We start from the raw sequence: 14,714 nt of genomic DNA, 5'->3' as shown, positions 1-14,714 counted from the left end.
CAACAACTACTTCAATGAATAAACGGCCATTAGTTCCTGCTTTTTTACAAAAAATTGATGACAACTTATTGCGCAATAAACCCAATACATGGGCCACAAGAACACATTTAGTTCTTTGGTTTGCGGCTTTATTTGCATTGGCATTAAGTGTGTTTTGTTACCTGGCTTTTTTTGATGCCAGGCAATACAACAGCATTGGTGGCTGGATTACATTTGTTGGCCTGTTGGCATTTATAGGTTTTGTTTTCTGGTTAATATTCCTGCTACGTTTTAATGTATTTAAGCGGTATGGTAATTGGTTTGCCTGGGATGGCTTAAAGGGTTTTGGATTGTATTTTGTATGTATCGGCGCCATGGTAGCAGTTTGTTTTATTCCTTCGGCAATAGAGACTTACCGTGCCAATCAGCAATTTGGGAATGAAGAAATTGTAAACGACATCAATGAATTAAATACCAATGCCTGTAAATTAGAATATAGTTTGTTGCCTTTAGATTGGAAAAAAGATACCTGTAAAGTGGTGAATGAATTGCCAACTGAAAATACTTCCGGAGTGCAGGTTGAAAACAGGGGCGATACAGTGGTGTATGTTGACAAACCAGTTTATCGTATTATTGATACTGCAGAGTTAAGAACAAAACTTTTTCAAACAGATAGTGTGGTGAAGATCAGCGATTCTTTGTATGTTTTTTTTGAATGCAATAATTATAATTTCGTTGGATCTTATAATGCTGATGGCTACACCACAAAAAAAGTACTACGCTCTGCAGAAATATACAGAACGGTAATAAGAAACTATCAAAAGCCAGACAGGGCAGTGCTGCTTAAAAGGATGGATGCATTAAAAATTAAGTATGCCGCTGATAGCCGCTACGGTTATTATTATGATGGCGATGATAGTTATAATGTAAATGATAATTATGAAGCAAAGATCAGGAAACAATACAGCCTATCAAGAATTGGCTATGGTATTGATAATGCAGTAACAAAAAAATATGCCTGGAAAGAAGACTGGAGCAGTTACCTGAGAATATTTTTTTACATCACCCTTGTACTGACTTTGCTGGTATTTATCTTCAGGCATAGTACTACTAAAGCTTTTTTTCTTTCCCTTTTAGCTGCAGTGATACTGATAATTTTTACGGGGTTTATGATGGTGGCAAATTACAGCAGCAGCGAAACATCAGTGCTGTCTTTTATTGTGGTGTACTATATCATATTTGCAGCCATAGCGCTTTCCATATTTGGCGCAAAAGTGCGTAAGGCCATACAAGGCATTGCGCTGAATATATTTTTATTTATGACACCATTCATTCCCTTGGTTTTTGTAGCCTTGAATGATGCAATGAAAAACCATTATGGCAGGTACCAGGCCAACGGTATTGCAGTGGAAGAACCTTATAATCTTCCTTTATATCTTTTAATTGCAGAGATAGTGGGTGTTGTAATTTTCTTAGCATTGCTGGAACCTTTATTCAGAAAGCTATACCGTAAATGGTTTGCAGCGGCTGAAGATTAATTCATTTTACAAACACTGCTTATTTAAGAATTTCAAAGTAGCCCTGTTATAATCACTGTACATCTGGTGATCGGATACAGCAAGATCAATTTGCTCTACTACAAAAAGTTTTTGTAATGCATTCAAACTATTCAATTGCGGAAATGCAGTTGGGTTAGATTGGTAAGTGGCCACAAATGCATCTGAATAACCAATAAAATAATTTTTACTGGTAAGATAACCTTTGCTTTTTAGTTCATTAAAAACAGCGGTGGATTGCGCTATGGTAATATCACCTCTTCTTGCAAAACGTTCTGCATATAAAGGCGAATGTTCTTTAATAAAATATTTACTGCAAATGCCACGGCTGGTAAATGTGCCGGAATTAGTTAATGCATCTGCATTTCCCTGCGGCCCTACAGCATCATTATTATCAAACCTGGCCATACAAAATTGAAATGGGGTAGTGGAGGTTTGTGCAACAGGCGTGCCGCTTGGGGCACAGTAACTCACACCTGCGGCGTATTTAAAAAGTGCAGATAGTGATGCAGAAAAAGCACCACCATTACTCATGCCTGCAGAATAGCGGAGTTTGGTTCTGTTAGTGATACCACGATTATAAAAAGTATCGGTAATTATTTTTATGTTGGCATAATCAACATTTGTGGTGGAATCAAAAGGGCTGTAACCCCATCTTAATTTCCCATCGCCATTGGCATCAATACCAGTTGTAGCTTCTTCTGCTTCTGTAATAATGATACCGAAATTATCATTCACCAGGTCTTTATACAATTGCTTAAACTCAAAACTATTGGCTACGTTAGCGGCATTGCCACCGGTACCATGCAACAAATACACAAAACCTTTATGCCCTGCGGGGAAATAATAATACACGGGCTTCATCCTGTCTCTGCCCCTGATCATTTCGTATTGCAAAGTAAATGGTGTAATACTTTTTACGCTGCCTGTAAATGACACAGCCTTTGCAGGCATAATAAACCAGGTATGCCATTCTTCAAACGCATTTAAAAGAGATACATCACTGCTGCTCCATTTATCAAATACCTGGGCATCAGTATAAGCAGTACTGAAAATATGTACGGTATCGCCAATTTTATATTTACCGCCACCGTAGCCATTGTTTACCGTAACTGTAAAGCTATCTGTGGTTACAACAGGAGGTAATATATCTGAAGATGTTTTTTTACAGGAAACAAAACTCAATACAAGTGCAACAATAAGCAGGTATTTCATGAAGATGATTTTGGCGATAGACTATATTTTGCAGCCCCGGTTTAAAGGGCTGAAAAAATAGCTAACGCCTTTTTAATTCTGTTTATTGTAGCGGCTGCGCCTATAGCTTCTGCAATTACAAATACCGGCGGGCCAAATTTTCCTCCCACCAGCATAATGCGTAAAGGCAATTGCAATTCGCCGGGTTTAATATTTTTTGCTGTTGCTAATTCTTTAAAACTATTTTCTAAACTAATAGTATCCCAGTTTTGTAAATTGTCTAAATTATTTATCCAGTCGGTAAAAAATAATTGTTTATCTGCATTCCATTTTGGTTTCACTGCTTCAGTATCCAATGTCTCAGGGTCTTTAAAAAAGAAAACTGATTGCTCATAAAAATCCGGCAATAATGTGCAACGGTCTTTAACTAATGCAATTACTTTATCAAGATAAATATCGTCCGCAATAGTTAAGCCGTTTAGTTCCAGCACTTCCTTAACTTTCAACTTTAAACTATCAACTTTCAACTCCTTAATCCATTCATGGTTGAACCATTTTGCTTTTTCATAATCAAACTTTGCACCACCACTATGCACACGGTCAATACTGAATTTTTCGATCAATTCTTCTTTGGTGAATAATTCCTGTTCGGTGCCGGCATTCCAGCCTAATAGGGCAAGCAGGTTTATAAATGCTTCGGGTAAAAATCCTTTTTCTTTAAATCCTTCAGTAAGCTCGTTTGTTTTAGGATCCATCCAGTTCATGGCAAAAACCGGGAAGCCGTATTTGGCCCCATCTCTTTTACTCAGCTTACCACTTGGCCCTAATATTAATGGCAGATGAGCCCATTCCGGCATCTTATCTAACCCAAATAAATATTTCCACAGCAATACATGCACAGGCGCACTGGGCAGCCATTCTTCTCCACGGAATGCATGAGTGATCTGCATTAAATAATCATCTACTACAACAGCTAAATGATAAGTAGGCATACCATCCGCTTTCAATAAAACCTTATCATCAACTAAGTCAGTTTCATTTTTTATTTCACCACGTATCATATCCACAAAGGAAGTAGTTTCTCCTTTTGGCATTTTAATTCTTATCACATGCCTTGTACCGTCAGCTAATAATTTATTTACTTCATCCGCTGTTAATGTCAATGAATTTTTCATCTTCATTCTCAAATGATGGTCATATTGCGGCGAAGGATTTTCTGCAGTCTTAAAATCATTACGCATTTTTTCCAGTTCTTCCGGTGTATCAAATGCATAATACGCATGGCCATCTGCAATTAATTTTTCAGCGTATTGTTTGTAAACACCTTGCTCTTTTCTTTCACTCTGGCGGTAGGGTCCGTATGCGCCACCGTGTAAGGGGCTTTCATCCGGTTCAATACCACACCATTTCAGGCAATCAAAAATATATTGTTCAGCACCTTCCACAAACCTTGTCTGGTCGGTATCTTCAATACGAACAATAAATTCGCCACCTTTATTCTTTGCAAATAAATAATTGTACAACACGGTACGAACACCACCTAAATGTAACCCTCCTGTAGGGCTGGGTGCAAATCTTACTCTTACTTTACTCATTTTGCAAAGATACGGGCAGGAGCAACTATATTTTGCACACGGATGACAAGGACTGGACGGATGAACACGGATTTTATTCTGCTTTGCAGAATAATTTGGATTTTTTGTGTACTCCGTCATTCTGCGAAGGCAGAATTATCAATGCTCATCCGGTTTCAGGAAGTATTAGTTGATTCAATAGGTTGTTTAGTACTTGAGAAATCATATAGAATCCATATGATCCGTTGCATCCGTGTTCTTGTTTTATTTGCTGTAACACAGCCACGAAATGATGGCAATAAAAAACCGCTCCTGCTTTGGGTCAGGAACGGTTATGAAATATCAATCATAAAAAGTTTATCGCAGTAATATTGTTCTGGGTGCCTGGCCATCAATTGAAATGGAGGCAATTCTGTCGCAGTCGCCATTGCCAAAATCTATAATGGCATAATGGCTGCCACCCTGTACTTTCAATTTACCAGCGCTGATATTATCGCAGCTGGTTTTCTTTTGCAAGGCTTCTGTAATAAAACAATCTCTTGTTTTACCTGCTGCATTAGTTACAGTGTGGTTACCGGTAACTAAAAAGATATCATCCAACAAAGTATTAGGTGTGTTTGCTCCGGCAATTTGTACAATTTCTCTCAGGCCACTGTGTACCCAATACATTCCATTGGGTGCAGTTATTTTTCCATTTTCCACTTTGCGTTGCCAGCTGCGTGTGCTGGGTATGCTGGTGTTGGTCCACGTAACAGTACCTTCTTTTTTAAAATTATTTACATAATAGTTTACAAATGTCATTACGGCTTTACTGCCTGGTTTTCTAACAGAATCAGACAACACAATATTCAATTTTCCCTTATGCACAATACCGCTTGGCGAAGTGCAGCTTCCGCTTCCAAAATCTATCACTATTGTTTTTGGAAAGCCTGAAGCAGGGCTTACAGATACCGTAGCGCAAGCCAGTAAATTGGCCGTTTCTACAGGTTGAGAGGCAAAATTGTTGCCCAAAAGGTTTTTATCTGCTGCTGCTTCCATAAAAACATTATTGGCATCTTCGGTTAAATTATCTGCAATGGCCTGGTCGCCGCTTAATTCAAAAGTAGTTTCAGATTCCGTATCTGCCGTCACAGCTTCAACGCTTGCTTTTTTACAGGAAAATAAACTGATTGTAAGTGTAGCAAGTACAAACGCAGTTAAGAGTCTATTTGTTTTCATAGGCATTTTTTAAAAATGTCGCCAGCAGGATAAGATTGAGTACAACGGATTTTACCTGGCTTTTTCTATAATGGTAACGACGCAGAATAGAGAATATTGTATGATTTTTTCATTTTATCGGCAAAATACCCGGCTTTTTCCAGCTTTTACGATGTAGATTTGTTTAGATTTTTAAAGTATGATAGCCCCCCATTTCTGGAGAGAATCCAAAGCGAAATTTTTTAGGAAAGATCTTTTCTTTATCACCACGCCTTGGTGGTTACGCAGGCTTTTTCCCGGCTGTTTGTGGGATATAAAAACTAAAGAAAAAGAGATCTACATTAGTTTTGATGATGGGCCGCACCCTACTATTACGCCCTTTGTTTTAGCTGAACTAAAAAAGTATAATGCCAAGGCCACTTTTTTTTGCATTGGCGATAATGTAAAAAAATTTCCGCAGGTATACCAGCAGGTAATTGACGAAGGTCATGCTATCGGCAATCATACCATGCACCATATCAATGGCTGGAAAACCAGTGATGATGATTACCTGAACGATATTGCAACAGCAGGGCAACAGATCCACAGTAAATTATTTCGTCCTCCATATGGCCGTGTAACAAGGTCGCAACTTCGTAAACTGCATAACGATAACGTTAAAATACAAACTGTAATGTGGTCTGTTTTGGCTGGAGATTGGATTGCCACACTTGCCCCGGAAAAATGTTTCTGCCAGGTCAGGGATGCAGTGTACCCGGGGTGTATCATCGTTTTTCACGACAGCGAAAAGGCTAATGACCGGATGAGTTATGCCTTGCCGAAATTACTGGAGCATTTTACTGCCAGGGGATATTTATTTAAAAAAATTGTGGAAAATACTGCTTGACAGGAAGGGAAAGAGGGGTCTTACCAAGTGGGAATACGCTTAAAAAAAATTGGGCCTGGGTAGAAACCCTGGCCCGTTTTTAATCCGTACCCTATGAAAACTAGGATAAATGTACAACCTTGTTTTTAAAAAAGCAATATTTTTTTTGATATTATTAACTATTTCCATGTACAAGTTGTTTTTGCAGGCTGGCAGTAGTTGCTGATAATTGCTGTATCTATTGCCAGTAAAGGGTTTCAGGCTAATGGCTTATAATGGTGTGCCAACTTTTAAAAATCACAATACAGCAGTATAATTTCTTTCAATGGCTAAACAACGGTCTGCGGCCTTTTTTACACTCCCGCAGGAAACTATTTAAGGCGATTAGTAATTTTTGATGATTTTTGCACTTCAAATACAAAAATGAACCTGATAGACACACATACCCATCTTTATTCAGAAGAGTTTGCAAGAGATATAGAAGTCGTAATGAAAAGGGCAGAACAGAAAGGAGTACAAAAATTTTACCTGCCGGCAATAGACGGCACCACTCATCAGCAGATGATTGCACTGGAAGAACAATATCCCGGTAAATGCATACCCATGATGGGCTTGCATCCCTGCTATGTAAAAGAAAATTACATCAGCGAATTGCAGGTAGTGGAAGACTGGCTGGCTAAAAGAAAATTTGTTGCTATAGGAGAGATCGGGCTGGATTTTTACTGGGACAAAACTTTTACGGCACAGCAATACCTGGCATTCAGAAAACAAATAGAATGGTCGCTGCACTATAAACTACCCATTGTCATTCATACCCGAAATGCCATGCCGGAAACCATTGCCATAGTTAAAGAATATGTAGCACAAGGCGTAAAAGGCATTTTCCATTGCTTTAGTGGCAATGCAGCCGATGCTGCTGAAATTATTGACATGGGATTTTATTTGGGTATAGGGGGTGTAATCACTTATAAAAATGCCGGACTTGCTGAGGTAATAGAAAAAATTGACCTGCAACACCTGGTATTAGAAACAGATGCTCCTTATTTAACCCCGGTGCCCTTTCGTGGAAAAAGAAATGAAAGCAGCTACCTGGGCTATATAGTGGAGAAGCTGGCCCTGGTAAAAAATGTACCTGTAGAAGAAGTCGCTGCAATAACAACTGCCAATGCAGAAAAAATATTCGGCTTATAAAGGCTGATACTGTATTTTTGCCGTCCGCTAAAAATAAGGAGACGTGTCCGAGTGGTTGAAGGAGCACGCCTGGAAAGTGTGTATAGGGGAAACTCTATCAAGGGTTCGAATCCCTTCGTCTCCGCATGAAAGAAGAAAAATTCTTTGTCTACATCCTTCAGAGCCTGAAGGATTTTTCTTTTTATATAGGTCAATGTGGTGACCTGGATTGGCATGTCAGTAAACACAATGTTGAGTTTTTTATTCGATTTCCCTATATACTTCTACATCAATAATATTGTATACTGGTTTATTTTTTAACTCCTCAATGATGACAATATTCATCATTTTTGATGACTAACATCTTTGTTTTCGCTTGTATGTAATAATACATTTGGTACATAATTATTCAACAAAACAAAAGGAGGTAATTATGTCAGCAAAAGCATTAGCAAAACGAAGTGATTTATTCCCTTCAGTTTTCAACGAATTTTTTCAACCTTGGAATGAATGGTTTGATAATTCCAAAGGTGATTTATGGGGTAACGTATTAAGTGTACCTGCAGTAAACATTGTAGAAGCAAAAGATGCTTATAAAGTATCACTTGCCATACCTGGTATCAAAAAGGATGACTTTAACATTAATGTGGAAGGCAATATGCTAACCATCAGCTCCGAAACCAAAGAAGAAAAAGAAGAGAAGGATGAAAAGTTTACCCGTAAGGAATATAACTATTCTTCTTTCAGCAGAAGTTTTACACTGCCTGAAGGTGTAATGCAGGATAAAATAGCTGCTAAATACGAAGATGGGGTTTTAAAACTTACGCTTCCTAAAACTGAAGAAACCAGGAAAATTCCGGCTAAACACATAGCCGTTAAATAAGCAGTTTAATACACTGCTTCACTAACCCTGCCGCATAGGGCGGCAGGGTATTTTTTATCTTTAAAATTTGATGTCATGAAAACAAATCATATTGGCACATTCATATTGGCTATTGTAATGTTGGGTTGTTCCAGTTCAAAAATTACTTCATCCTGGAAAGCGCCGGATGCAACAAATAAAAAATTTAATAAAGTAATGGTGGTGGGTCTTATCAAGGAATCTGATAGAACACTAAGAGAAAAAATGGAACAACATATGATCGGGGATTTAAAGGAGTTGGGTTATAACGCAGTTTCTGCCTACGAAGTGTATGGCCCAAAGGCATTTAACAACCTCGACGAAAATGCTGTGGTGGAAAAATTAAAAAATAGCAATGTAGATGCCGTAGTAACAATTGTATTGCTAAATAAAGAAAAAGAAAATTTTTACAAAGCAGGTGGTATGATGTTTACGCCTTATGCAAGCAGGTATAATAGATTCTGGGGCTACTATACTACGTTATATGATCGGATTTATAGTCCCGGTTATTATGCACCCACTACTAAATATTTCTGGGAAAGTAATTTTTACGATCTCACTACAAAAGAACTTTTATACTCAGTACAAACACAGTCTTTTGATCCGGCATCATCCGAATCATTGGCACATGAGTATGGAAAAATGATTGTAGCAAATATGGTAAAGAAAAGTGTACTGTTAAAACAGTAATTTTTTTTAGCAACGTATTTTTTAATTATGCAAGTGCTTTGGCGTTTAAGTAATTTTCAAAGCAATATTAACCTGTTTAAAAAAATTGGTACAGTTCTTGCCAAAGGGTTTTGAAAATTAATTACAACAAAATTAACCCTTCAAAACACCACAACTGTTGTGGCATTTTTTAACTAAACAACAAACACAAGCATTATGAAAAAACAAATTATTTTGGCTGCTATTATAGCGCTGTTTTCTATCTCCTCTGCAAATGCACAAAGTATGGGAAGAACCTATAAAACAGCATTGGGGGTAAAAGTACTTGATGGTGCCGGTATCACCCTTAAACATTTTGTAAACGACAAAGCCGCTTTAGAAGGTATTGGATATTTCTGGAGCCATGGTACCCGTATTACAGGGTTGTACGAACTGCATTTTGACATCAACGATGCACCGGGTTTAAAATGGTATATCGGGCCGGGAGCACATCTGGGCTTTTATAATACTAAATACGGTGGTGGCAGCTTTGCCGGTGTAGACGGCGTATTAGGCCTTGATTACAAAATAAATAATGCGCCTCTAAATCTTTCTATCGATTGGCAGCCTTCTTTTGAATTTGGTACAGGCAGAGGTTTTACCGGAAGCTGGGGCGGGCTAGGTATCAGATATACTTTTTAGTAGAAATGCTGCAGGTGGAAAAGATTATTCTAATACCTTTTCCATCTGCATACTTCTGCTGCCCTTTATTAAAAATTGAGTGTGTTTAAAATGCTGTTGATTAAACCATTCCTTAGCTTCCAGTGAGTTTGAAAAATTAATGTAAGCATGTTTTAATTTATGATAATCTCCACCCACTAAAACCACGGCCTTCCACTTATAATTATCGATCACATTAATTATTGATTGATGTTCTGGCAAGCTTTCATTTCCTAATTCCATCATTCCTCCAAGCAATAAAACTTTTTCATTGCCTTCCATCTTTGCAAAATTTTCTATTGCGGCTTTCATACTGGTAGGATTGGCATTGTAAGCATCTAATATAATTTTATTGCCATCCTTCTCTATTAATTGAGAGCGGCTATTGGATGGCGTGTAGTTTTCGAGTGCTGATTTAATATTATCATCAGCCACTTTAAAATACTTTCCTACTGCTACAGCAGCCAGTACATTAGGCAAATTATATTCGCCAACTAATTGTGTCTTTATAGTATCGATTGAAGCGCCGCCTGTTATGACAACTTCCAGAAAACCAGTGCTGTTTTTTACCACACCTGTAATTTCAGCGGCAGTGGTACCATAAGTTTTAACCGTAGCAATTCCTTTACTCATTTCCTGCAGGTACACGTAATCGTTCATGATAAAAGCGGTGCCATTATTAGCTCTTAAATAGTCAAATAATTCACCTTTACCTTTTCTTACACCTTCCTCTCCGCCAAAGCCCTCTAAATGGGCTTTGCCACAATTAGTAATTAAGCCATGTGTGGGCAAAGTAAATGTGCAATAGCTTTCAATTTCTTTTTGATGATTGGCACCCATTTCAATTAATGCCATTTCAGCATCTGCTTTTATTTTTAAAATGGTTAATGGTATGCCGATATGATTATTAAGATTGCCTTCTGTTGTATAAGTTTTGTAGGTAGTATTTAATACTTCGTGTAATAATTCTTTGGTAGTGGTTTTACCATTACTTCCCGTAACAGCAATAAACGGAACCTGCCTGCCGCCAGGCATGGTATTAAATTGCTGACGGTGGTGTTTTGCTAATAACTGCATGGTGGTTAAAACATCCTCCACCTTAATTATCCTTTCATCGCTAAGGCCGGTATCCTCGTCAACAACAGCATATGCGGCACCGGTATCCAATGCTTTTTGCGCAAAAGTATTGCCATTAAAATGGGGGCCTTTTAAAGCAAAATAAAGATCGCCGTCTTTTAATTTCCTCGTATCAGTTTGTACCGATGGGTGTTGTAAAAATATCTTGTAAAGATTTTCTATTTGCATTTTTCAAAAATACTATAGATGTTGGTAATTAATAAAATAAAAAACCTCCTGATTTTTTCAGGAGGTTTGTAGTTATTTATAAAAAACTATTTTTTCTTTTTTCTTGAGTTTTGCTTACGGCTGCCAAAAATGTTACCATCTTTAAATCCAGGGCCTTCCGGTGGACCAAGATAAGTTTGAGCACAACGGAAACCAACAGTACTAGATGCCTGGTCTTCCTGCATAAAGCGGCGGGCTCCCGGAGATAACCAGTATGGTCTGTCATTCCAGCTACCACCTTTAATTACCCTTGACTGATCGTTTATTAAAGAAGAAACACCATAACCATAATATACACCACTTGAAGAATCACCATCAAGGTAGTTGATCACATTATTTTTCTGGTAGTTGCTACGTCCTTTTACATCGTCATCAGAGATATCAACTTTTTTCAAACGGTTAACCTGTGTAGTTCCTACACTGTCTTTTTCGTATTCACCAGAACCGTTTTTGTAATATTTCTGGAATTTATTACCACGGAAATAGTTGAAATCCTGTCCATCTTCAGGCGTTAATGGCCTGTACACATCACCAACCCACTCACTAACGTTACCACTCATGTTGTATAAACCAAAGGCATTAGGGTAAAAAGATTTTACCGGGCCTGTAATAGCAGCCCTGTCATTCAAACCACCGGCAACACCCATGTTATCACCACTACCACGTTTAAAGTTAGCTAAGAACTTACCTTGCCAGCTACCACGGCGGTTATCACGTAAACCATTAGGATTATTACTCCATGAATATATTTGTTGATTGCTCAATAATTCTTCACCATTTTTACCCTCTTTTTTACGTGGAGAAGGGTTCTGTGCAAAAATACCATAAGCAGCATATTCCCATTCAGCTTCGGTTGGCAGGCGGTATCCCATGTTTAAAATACCATCATCCATACGTACAATGCCTCTTGGTTTGTTGTTTACATCTTTAAGATCAGATTTTTTAGGTTTACTTCTGCCCTGGATCATATCAGGAGCCATTAAGTAAGTTTCTGTATTAAAGGCATTTTCAGCACCACCTTTCATTTCTTTCTTAGCGGCATCTTTCTTTAAATAGCCTTTTTGTATAAGGTTCAATTCATTTACCCTGTCTGTTCTCCAAACACAAAAATCATGCGCCTGCTGCCAGCTTACACCAACCACAGGATAATAGTTATAAGACGGGTACCTGAAATAATATTCAACATAAGGCTCATTATAAGCCAGCTCTTCACGCCATACCAGTGTATCCGGAAGCGCTTTCCTCATAATATTGGTATCACCTGAAAATGTATTTTCAAGCCAGTACAGGTATTCCCTGTAGTGAACGTTAGCCACTTCGGTTTCATCTATAAAGAAAGAAGGAACTGTAACACGGCGTGGTACATTATTCCAGTCTCCCATCACATCTTCGTCCTTGGCACCCATTACGAACGAGCCGCCCTGAACAAATACCAGGCCTGGTCCGGCTTTTGGATATTTTACTTTTGCCACATGGAAATTACCCATGTTCTTATCATCATAGTTCCAACCAGTGGCAGATGACTTGGCGCTTTTCTTTTTAAATAAACCGCCGTTTTTACACGCACTTAAAGAAAATGCTGCGGCAACAAGAATGAAGAGAGTTTTACTTGACAATAGTTTTAACATGATTCGTTCGTTTATCAAATTGGTTAACGAAAGGTTTTCTTTTTTATTGTATATGGGGTGTACTGGCTGCGAATATAAATACTTTAGCTGACATACGGTTCTGCCGTACTGTTTTTTTAAACTATTTAATGACGAAATGTAAATTATTTAATGACGAATTGTAAGTTATAGAACATTTTTTTTGAAAATTTATTGTGGAGTTATAAAGTTTACGAATATGTTTAAGGATGTTGATATGTTTTACCAGAAAATAAATTGTTGATGCAACAAATAAGCAAAACCTGCTGTCTGGTTACCAGTTAATAATAAGGATAATTTAAATGTGCCGGTTTTGCAAATAATAAAAGGATATTTGTAAAATACTGCGGTTAATTAAATTAATTTCCCGAAATTAGAGTTCTGAAGTTTGATTTAAGGAAGCTGATTAAGAGTAAAATTGTAAATGAAACTTTTAATTAATTCCAAAACAATAATCAGTTACATATACCGTTTGCTAGTGGAAAAGAATACTATAAAGGTATTCGCCCTGATAAAAATATAGCAAATCATACATCAAAACCTGTGGCTTTGTTGCATTAATGAAAAGTCATTATCTTTGAAGCGCTGATTTTTTCAGTTTTTTTTAACAAGATTTTATAATTTAGTTGTTCGTTTCAAGAAAACTACTATTTTTACAATACAACAACCATTAAACTAAACGCTTATTGAGGTAAGTTCTACCTAACCAAGACAAAACAAAACGCATGAAAAGAGTAACATTAAAACTAACTACTTTAGTTGTTTTACTGGGAGGAGCATTCACTGTAGCTAATGCCCAGAGCAAAATCAACGTCGTAACATCTGCCGTTCCATTTTTACGTATTACACCAGATGCCCGTAGCGGCGGTATGGGTGATGCCGGTATTGCAACAGCACCGGATGCCAATGCATCTTTCTCTAACTTAGCAAAAACTCCATTTAATACCAGCAAATATGGTCTTGCCATTAACTATGTTCCATGGTTAAGAGACTTAGCTGTAAATGATGTATACCTGGCTTCTTTGTCTGGGTTCTACAAAATCAGCGATCAGGAAGCTATCACTGCTTCTTTAAGATATTTCAGCCTTGGTAGCATACAGTTTACTGATGGTAATGGTAATGATCTGCAAACTTACCGTCCTCGTGAATTTGCATTTGATGCAGGTTACACAAGAAAATTATCTTCTAAATCAAGCTTAGGTGTGGCTTTACGTTACATCAACTCTAACCTTGCTAAAGGCCAGGTTGGAAGCAGCGGTCCTACTTACAAAGCAGGTAACTCTGTAGCAGGTGATATTCACTACTTCCATCATGGTGCAAAAGAAAATGGCGAAGGATTTAACTGGGGTGCTACCTTAAGTAATCTTGGTGCTAAAATTTCTTATACTAATGATGCTACTCAAAAAGATTTTATACCAGCCAATTTAGGTATTGGTGGTGCCTATACAAAAGTATTTGACGAAGACAACAAAATCACTTTTGCTTTAGACCTTCATAAATTATTGGTACCTACTCCTCCAGCTATTGGTGACTCTGCCGGAATCGTTAAATATCATAACAAAGGTGTAGTTAGCAGCTGGGTTAGTTCTTTAGGAGATGCTCCAGGTGGTATTTCTGAAGAAATTCAGGAAGTAAATGCTGCTCTTGGTATTGAATACTGGTACAATAACCAATTTGCTTTCAGGGCTGGTTATTTCTACGAAAATCCTTCTAAAGGAAACAGGAAATTCTTCTCAGTAGGTGCTGGTTTAAAATACAATGTATTTGGATTAAACTTTGCTTACTTGTTCCCATCAGGTAGCGGTACAAGCCGTAACCCATTATCAAACACTTACCGTTTTGGTTTAGTATTTGATTTTGATGCTGCAAAATAATTGCCACACATCATATTTAAAAGCGTTCCTCACTAAGGAACGCTTT

At 37.7% G+C, this 14,714-nt stretch carries 12 protein-coding genes and 1 tRNA gene; 8 read left to right on the top strand and 5 right to left on the bottom strand.

Annotated features, from left to right (window positions below; genetic code table 11):
* Positions 1 to 14: 14 nt before the first annotated feature.
* Complete coding sequence (locus ACQ334_RS07795) at positions 15 to 1,517, top strand: hypothetical protein (RefSeq protein WP_430987623.1); 1,503 nt, start codon at positions 15 to 17, stop codon at positions 1,515 to 1,517.
* A 6-nt stretch (positions 1,518 to 1,523) separates the two neighbouring features.
* On the opposite strand, the gene ACQ334_RS07790 is transcribed toward ACQ334_RS07795, so the two are convergent.
* The 3 genes from ACQ334_RS07790 to ACQ334_RS07780 form a co-directional block, all read right to left on the bottom strand.
* A complete protein-coding gene (locus tag ACQ334_RS07790; RefSeq protein WP_430987622.1) occupies positions 1,524 to 2,750 on the bottom strand; it encodes a hypothetical protein in 1,227 nt (408 codons plus the stop codon).
* A gap of 41 nt (positions 2,751 to 2,791) precedes the next feature.
* Complete coding sequence (gltX, locus tag ACQ334_RS07785; protein WP_430987621.1) at positions 2,792 to 4,324, bottom strand: glutamate--tRNA ligase; 1,533 nt, start codon at positions 4,322 to 4,324, stop codon at positions 2,792 to 2,794.
* Between the two features lie 336 nt (positions 4,325 to 4,660).
* On the bottom strand, positions 4,661 to 5,521 hold the full coding sequence (locus tag ACQ334_RS07780) for a hypothetical protein (protein WP_430987620.1): 861 nt from the start codon (positions 5,519 to 5,521) through the stop codon (positions 4,661 to 4,663).
* Between the two features lie 178 nt (positions 5,522 to 5,699).
* Between ACQ334_RS07780 and ACQ334_RS07775 the strand changes: the two genes are divergently transcribed.
* The 6 genes from ACQ334_RS07775 to ACQ334_RS07750 all read left to right on the top strand — a co-directional run bounded on the left by ACQ334_RS07775 (position 5,700) and on the right by ACQ334_RS07750 (position 9,786).
* Positions 5,700 to 6,386: a polysaccharide deacetylase family protein gene (locus ACQ334_RS07775; protein ID WP_430987619.1), complete on the top strand. Its 687-nt coding sequence runs from the start codon at positions 5,700 to 5,702 to the stop codon at positions 6,384 to 6,386.
* 402 nt (positions 6,387 to 6,788) lie between these two features.
* Entirely contained in the window at positions 6,789 to 7,556 is a 768-nt protein-coding gene (locus ACQ334_RS07770) for a TatD family hydrolase (protein ID WP_430987618.1), read from the top strand.
* Between the two features lie 37 nt (positions 7,557 to 7,593).
* A tRNA-Ser gene (locus tag ACQ334_RS07765) sits at positions 7,594 to 7,680 on the top strand.
* Positions 7,681 to 7,968: 288 nt separating this feature from the next.
* Positions 7,969 to 8,418 carry an Hsp20/alpha crystallin family protein gene (locus ACQ334_RS07760; RefSeq protein ID WP_430987617.1) on the top strand — a complete coding sequence of 150 codons (450 nt, stop codon included), beginning with the start codon at positions 7,969 to 7,971 and terminating at the stop codon, positions 8,416 to 8,418.
* 75 nt (positions 8,419 to 8,493) lie between these two features.
* Positions 8,494 to 9,126, top strand: coding sequence for a hypothetical protein (locus ACQ334_RS07755; RefSeq protein ID WP_430987616.1), 633 nt, complete (start codon positions 8,494 to 8,496; stop codon positions 9,124 to 9,126).
* A gap of 195 nt (positions 9,127 to 9,321) precedes the next feature.
* Positions 9,322 to 9,786, top strand: coding sequence for a hypothetical protein (locus ACQ334_RS07750; protein ID WP_430987615.1), 465 nt, complete (start codon positions 9,322 to 9,324; stop codon positions 9,784 to 9,786).
* Positions 9,787 to 9,810: 24 nt separating this feature from the next.
* On the opposite strand, the gene ACQ334_RS07745 is transcribed toward ACQ334_RS07750, so the two are convergent.
* On the bottom strand, positions 9,811 to 11,109 hold the full coding sequence (locus ACQ334_RS07745; protein WP_430987614.1) for a UDP-N-acetylmuramoyl-tripeptide--D-alanyl-D-alanine ligase: 1,299 nt from the start codon (positions 11,107 to 11,109) through the stop codon (positions 9,811 to 9,813).
* Between the two features lie 86 nt (positions 11,110 to 11,195).
* Positions 11,196 to 12,776, bottom strand: a complete 1,581-nt coding sequence (locus tag ACQ334_RS07740; protein WP_430987613.1) for an SUMF1/EgtB/PvdO family nonheme iron enzyme — start codon at positions 12,774 to 12,776, stop codon at positions 11,196 to 11,198.
* A 743-nt stretch (positions 12,777 to 13,519) separates the two neighbouring features.
* On the opposite strand from ACQ334_RS07740, the gene porV reads away from it, so the two are divergent.
* The gene (porV, locus tag ACQ334_RS07735; RefSeq protein WP_430987612.1) at positions 13,520 to 14,668 is read left to right on the top strand and encodes a type IX secretion system outer membrane channel protein PorV; all 1,149 of its coding nucleotides are present in this window, start codon (positions 13,520 to 13,522) and stop codon (positions 14,666 to 14,668) included.
* Positions 14,669 to 14,714 lie beyond the last annotated feature (46 nt).

This window comes from Ferruginibacter sp. SUN106 (assembly GCF_050611765.1).
GTDB lineage: Bacteria > Bacteroidota > Bacteroidia > Chitinophagales > Chitinophagaceae > Ferruginibacter.
Note: the sequence above shows the minus strand (reverse complement) of the source record. Positions and strands in the feature narration are given on the sequence as shown.

Coding starts and splice junctions, on each gene's coding strand:
- ACQ334_RS07740 (WP_430987613.1), bottom strand. CDS start 12,776: ATGTTAAAACTATTGTCAAGTAAAACTCTCTTCATTCTTGTTGCCGCA.
- ACQ334_RS07750 (WP_430987615.1), top strand. CDS start 9,322: ATGAAAAAACAAATTATTTTGGCTGCTATTATAGCGCTGTTTTCTATC.
- ACQ334_RS07760 (WP_430987617.1), top strand. CDS start 7,969: ATGTCAGCAAAAGCATTAGCAAAACGAAGTGATTTATTCCCTTCAGTT.
- ACQ334_RS07745 (WP_430987614.1), bottom strand. CDS start 11,109: ATGCAAATAGAAAATCTTTACAAGATATTTTTACAACACCCATCGGTA.
- ACQ334_RS07775 (WP_430987619.1), top strand. CDS start 5,700: ATGATAGCCCCCCATTTCTGGAGAGAATCCAAAGCGAAATTTTTTAGG.
- ACQ334_RS07795 (WP_430987623.1), top strand. CDS start 15: ATGAATAAACGGCCATTAGTTCCTGCTTTTTTACAAAAAATTGATGAC.
- porV (WP_430987612.1), top strand. CDS start 13,520: ATGAAAAGAGTAACATTAAAACTAACTACTTTAGTTGTTTTACTGGGA.
- ACQ334_RS07770 (WP_430987618.1), top strand. CDS start 6,789: ATGAACCTGATAGACACACATACCCATCTTTATTCAGAAGAGTTTGCA.
- ACQ334_RS07780 (WP_430987620.1), bottom strand. CDS start 5,521: ATGAAAACAAATAGACTCTTAACTGCGTTTGTACTTGCTACACTTACA.
- ACQ334_RS07790 (WP_430987622.1), bottom strand. CDS start 2,750: ATGAAATACCTGCTTATTGTTGCACTTGTATTGAGTTTTGTTTCCTGT.
- ACQ334_RS07755 (WP_430987616.1), top strand. CDS start 8,494: ATGAAAACAAATCATATTGGCACATTCATATTGGCTATTGTAATGTTG.
- gltX (WP_430987621.1), bottom strand. CDS start 4,324: ATGAGTAAAGTAAGAGTAAGATTTGCACCCAGCCCTACAGGAGGGTTA.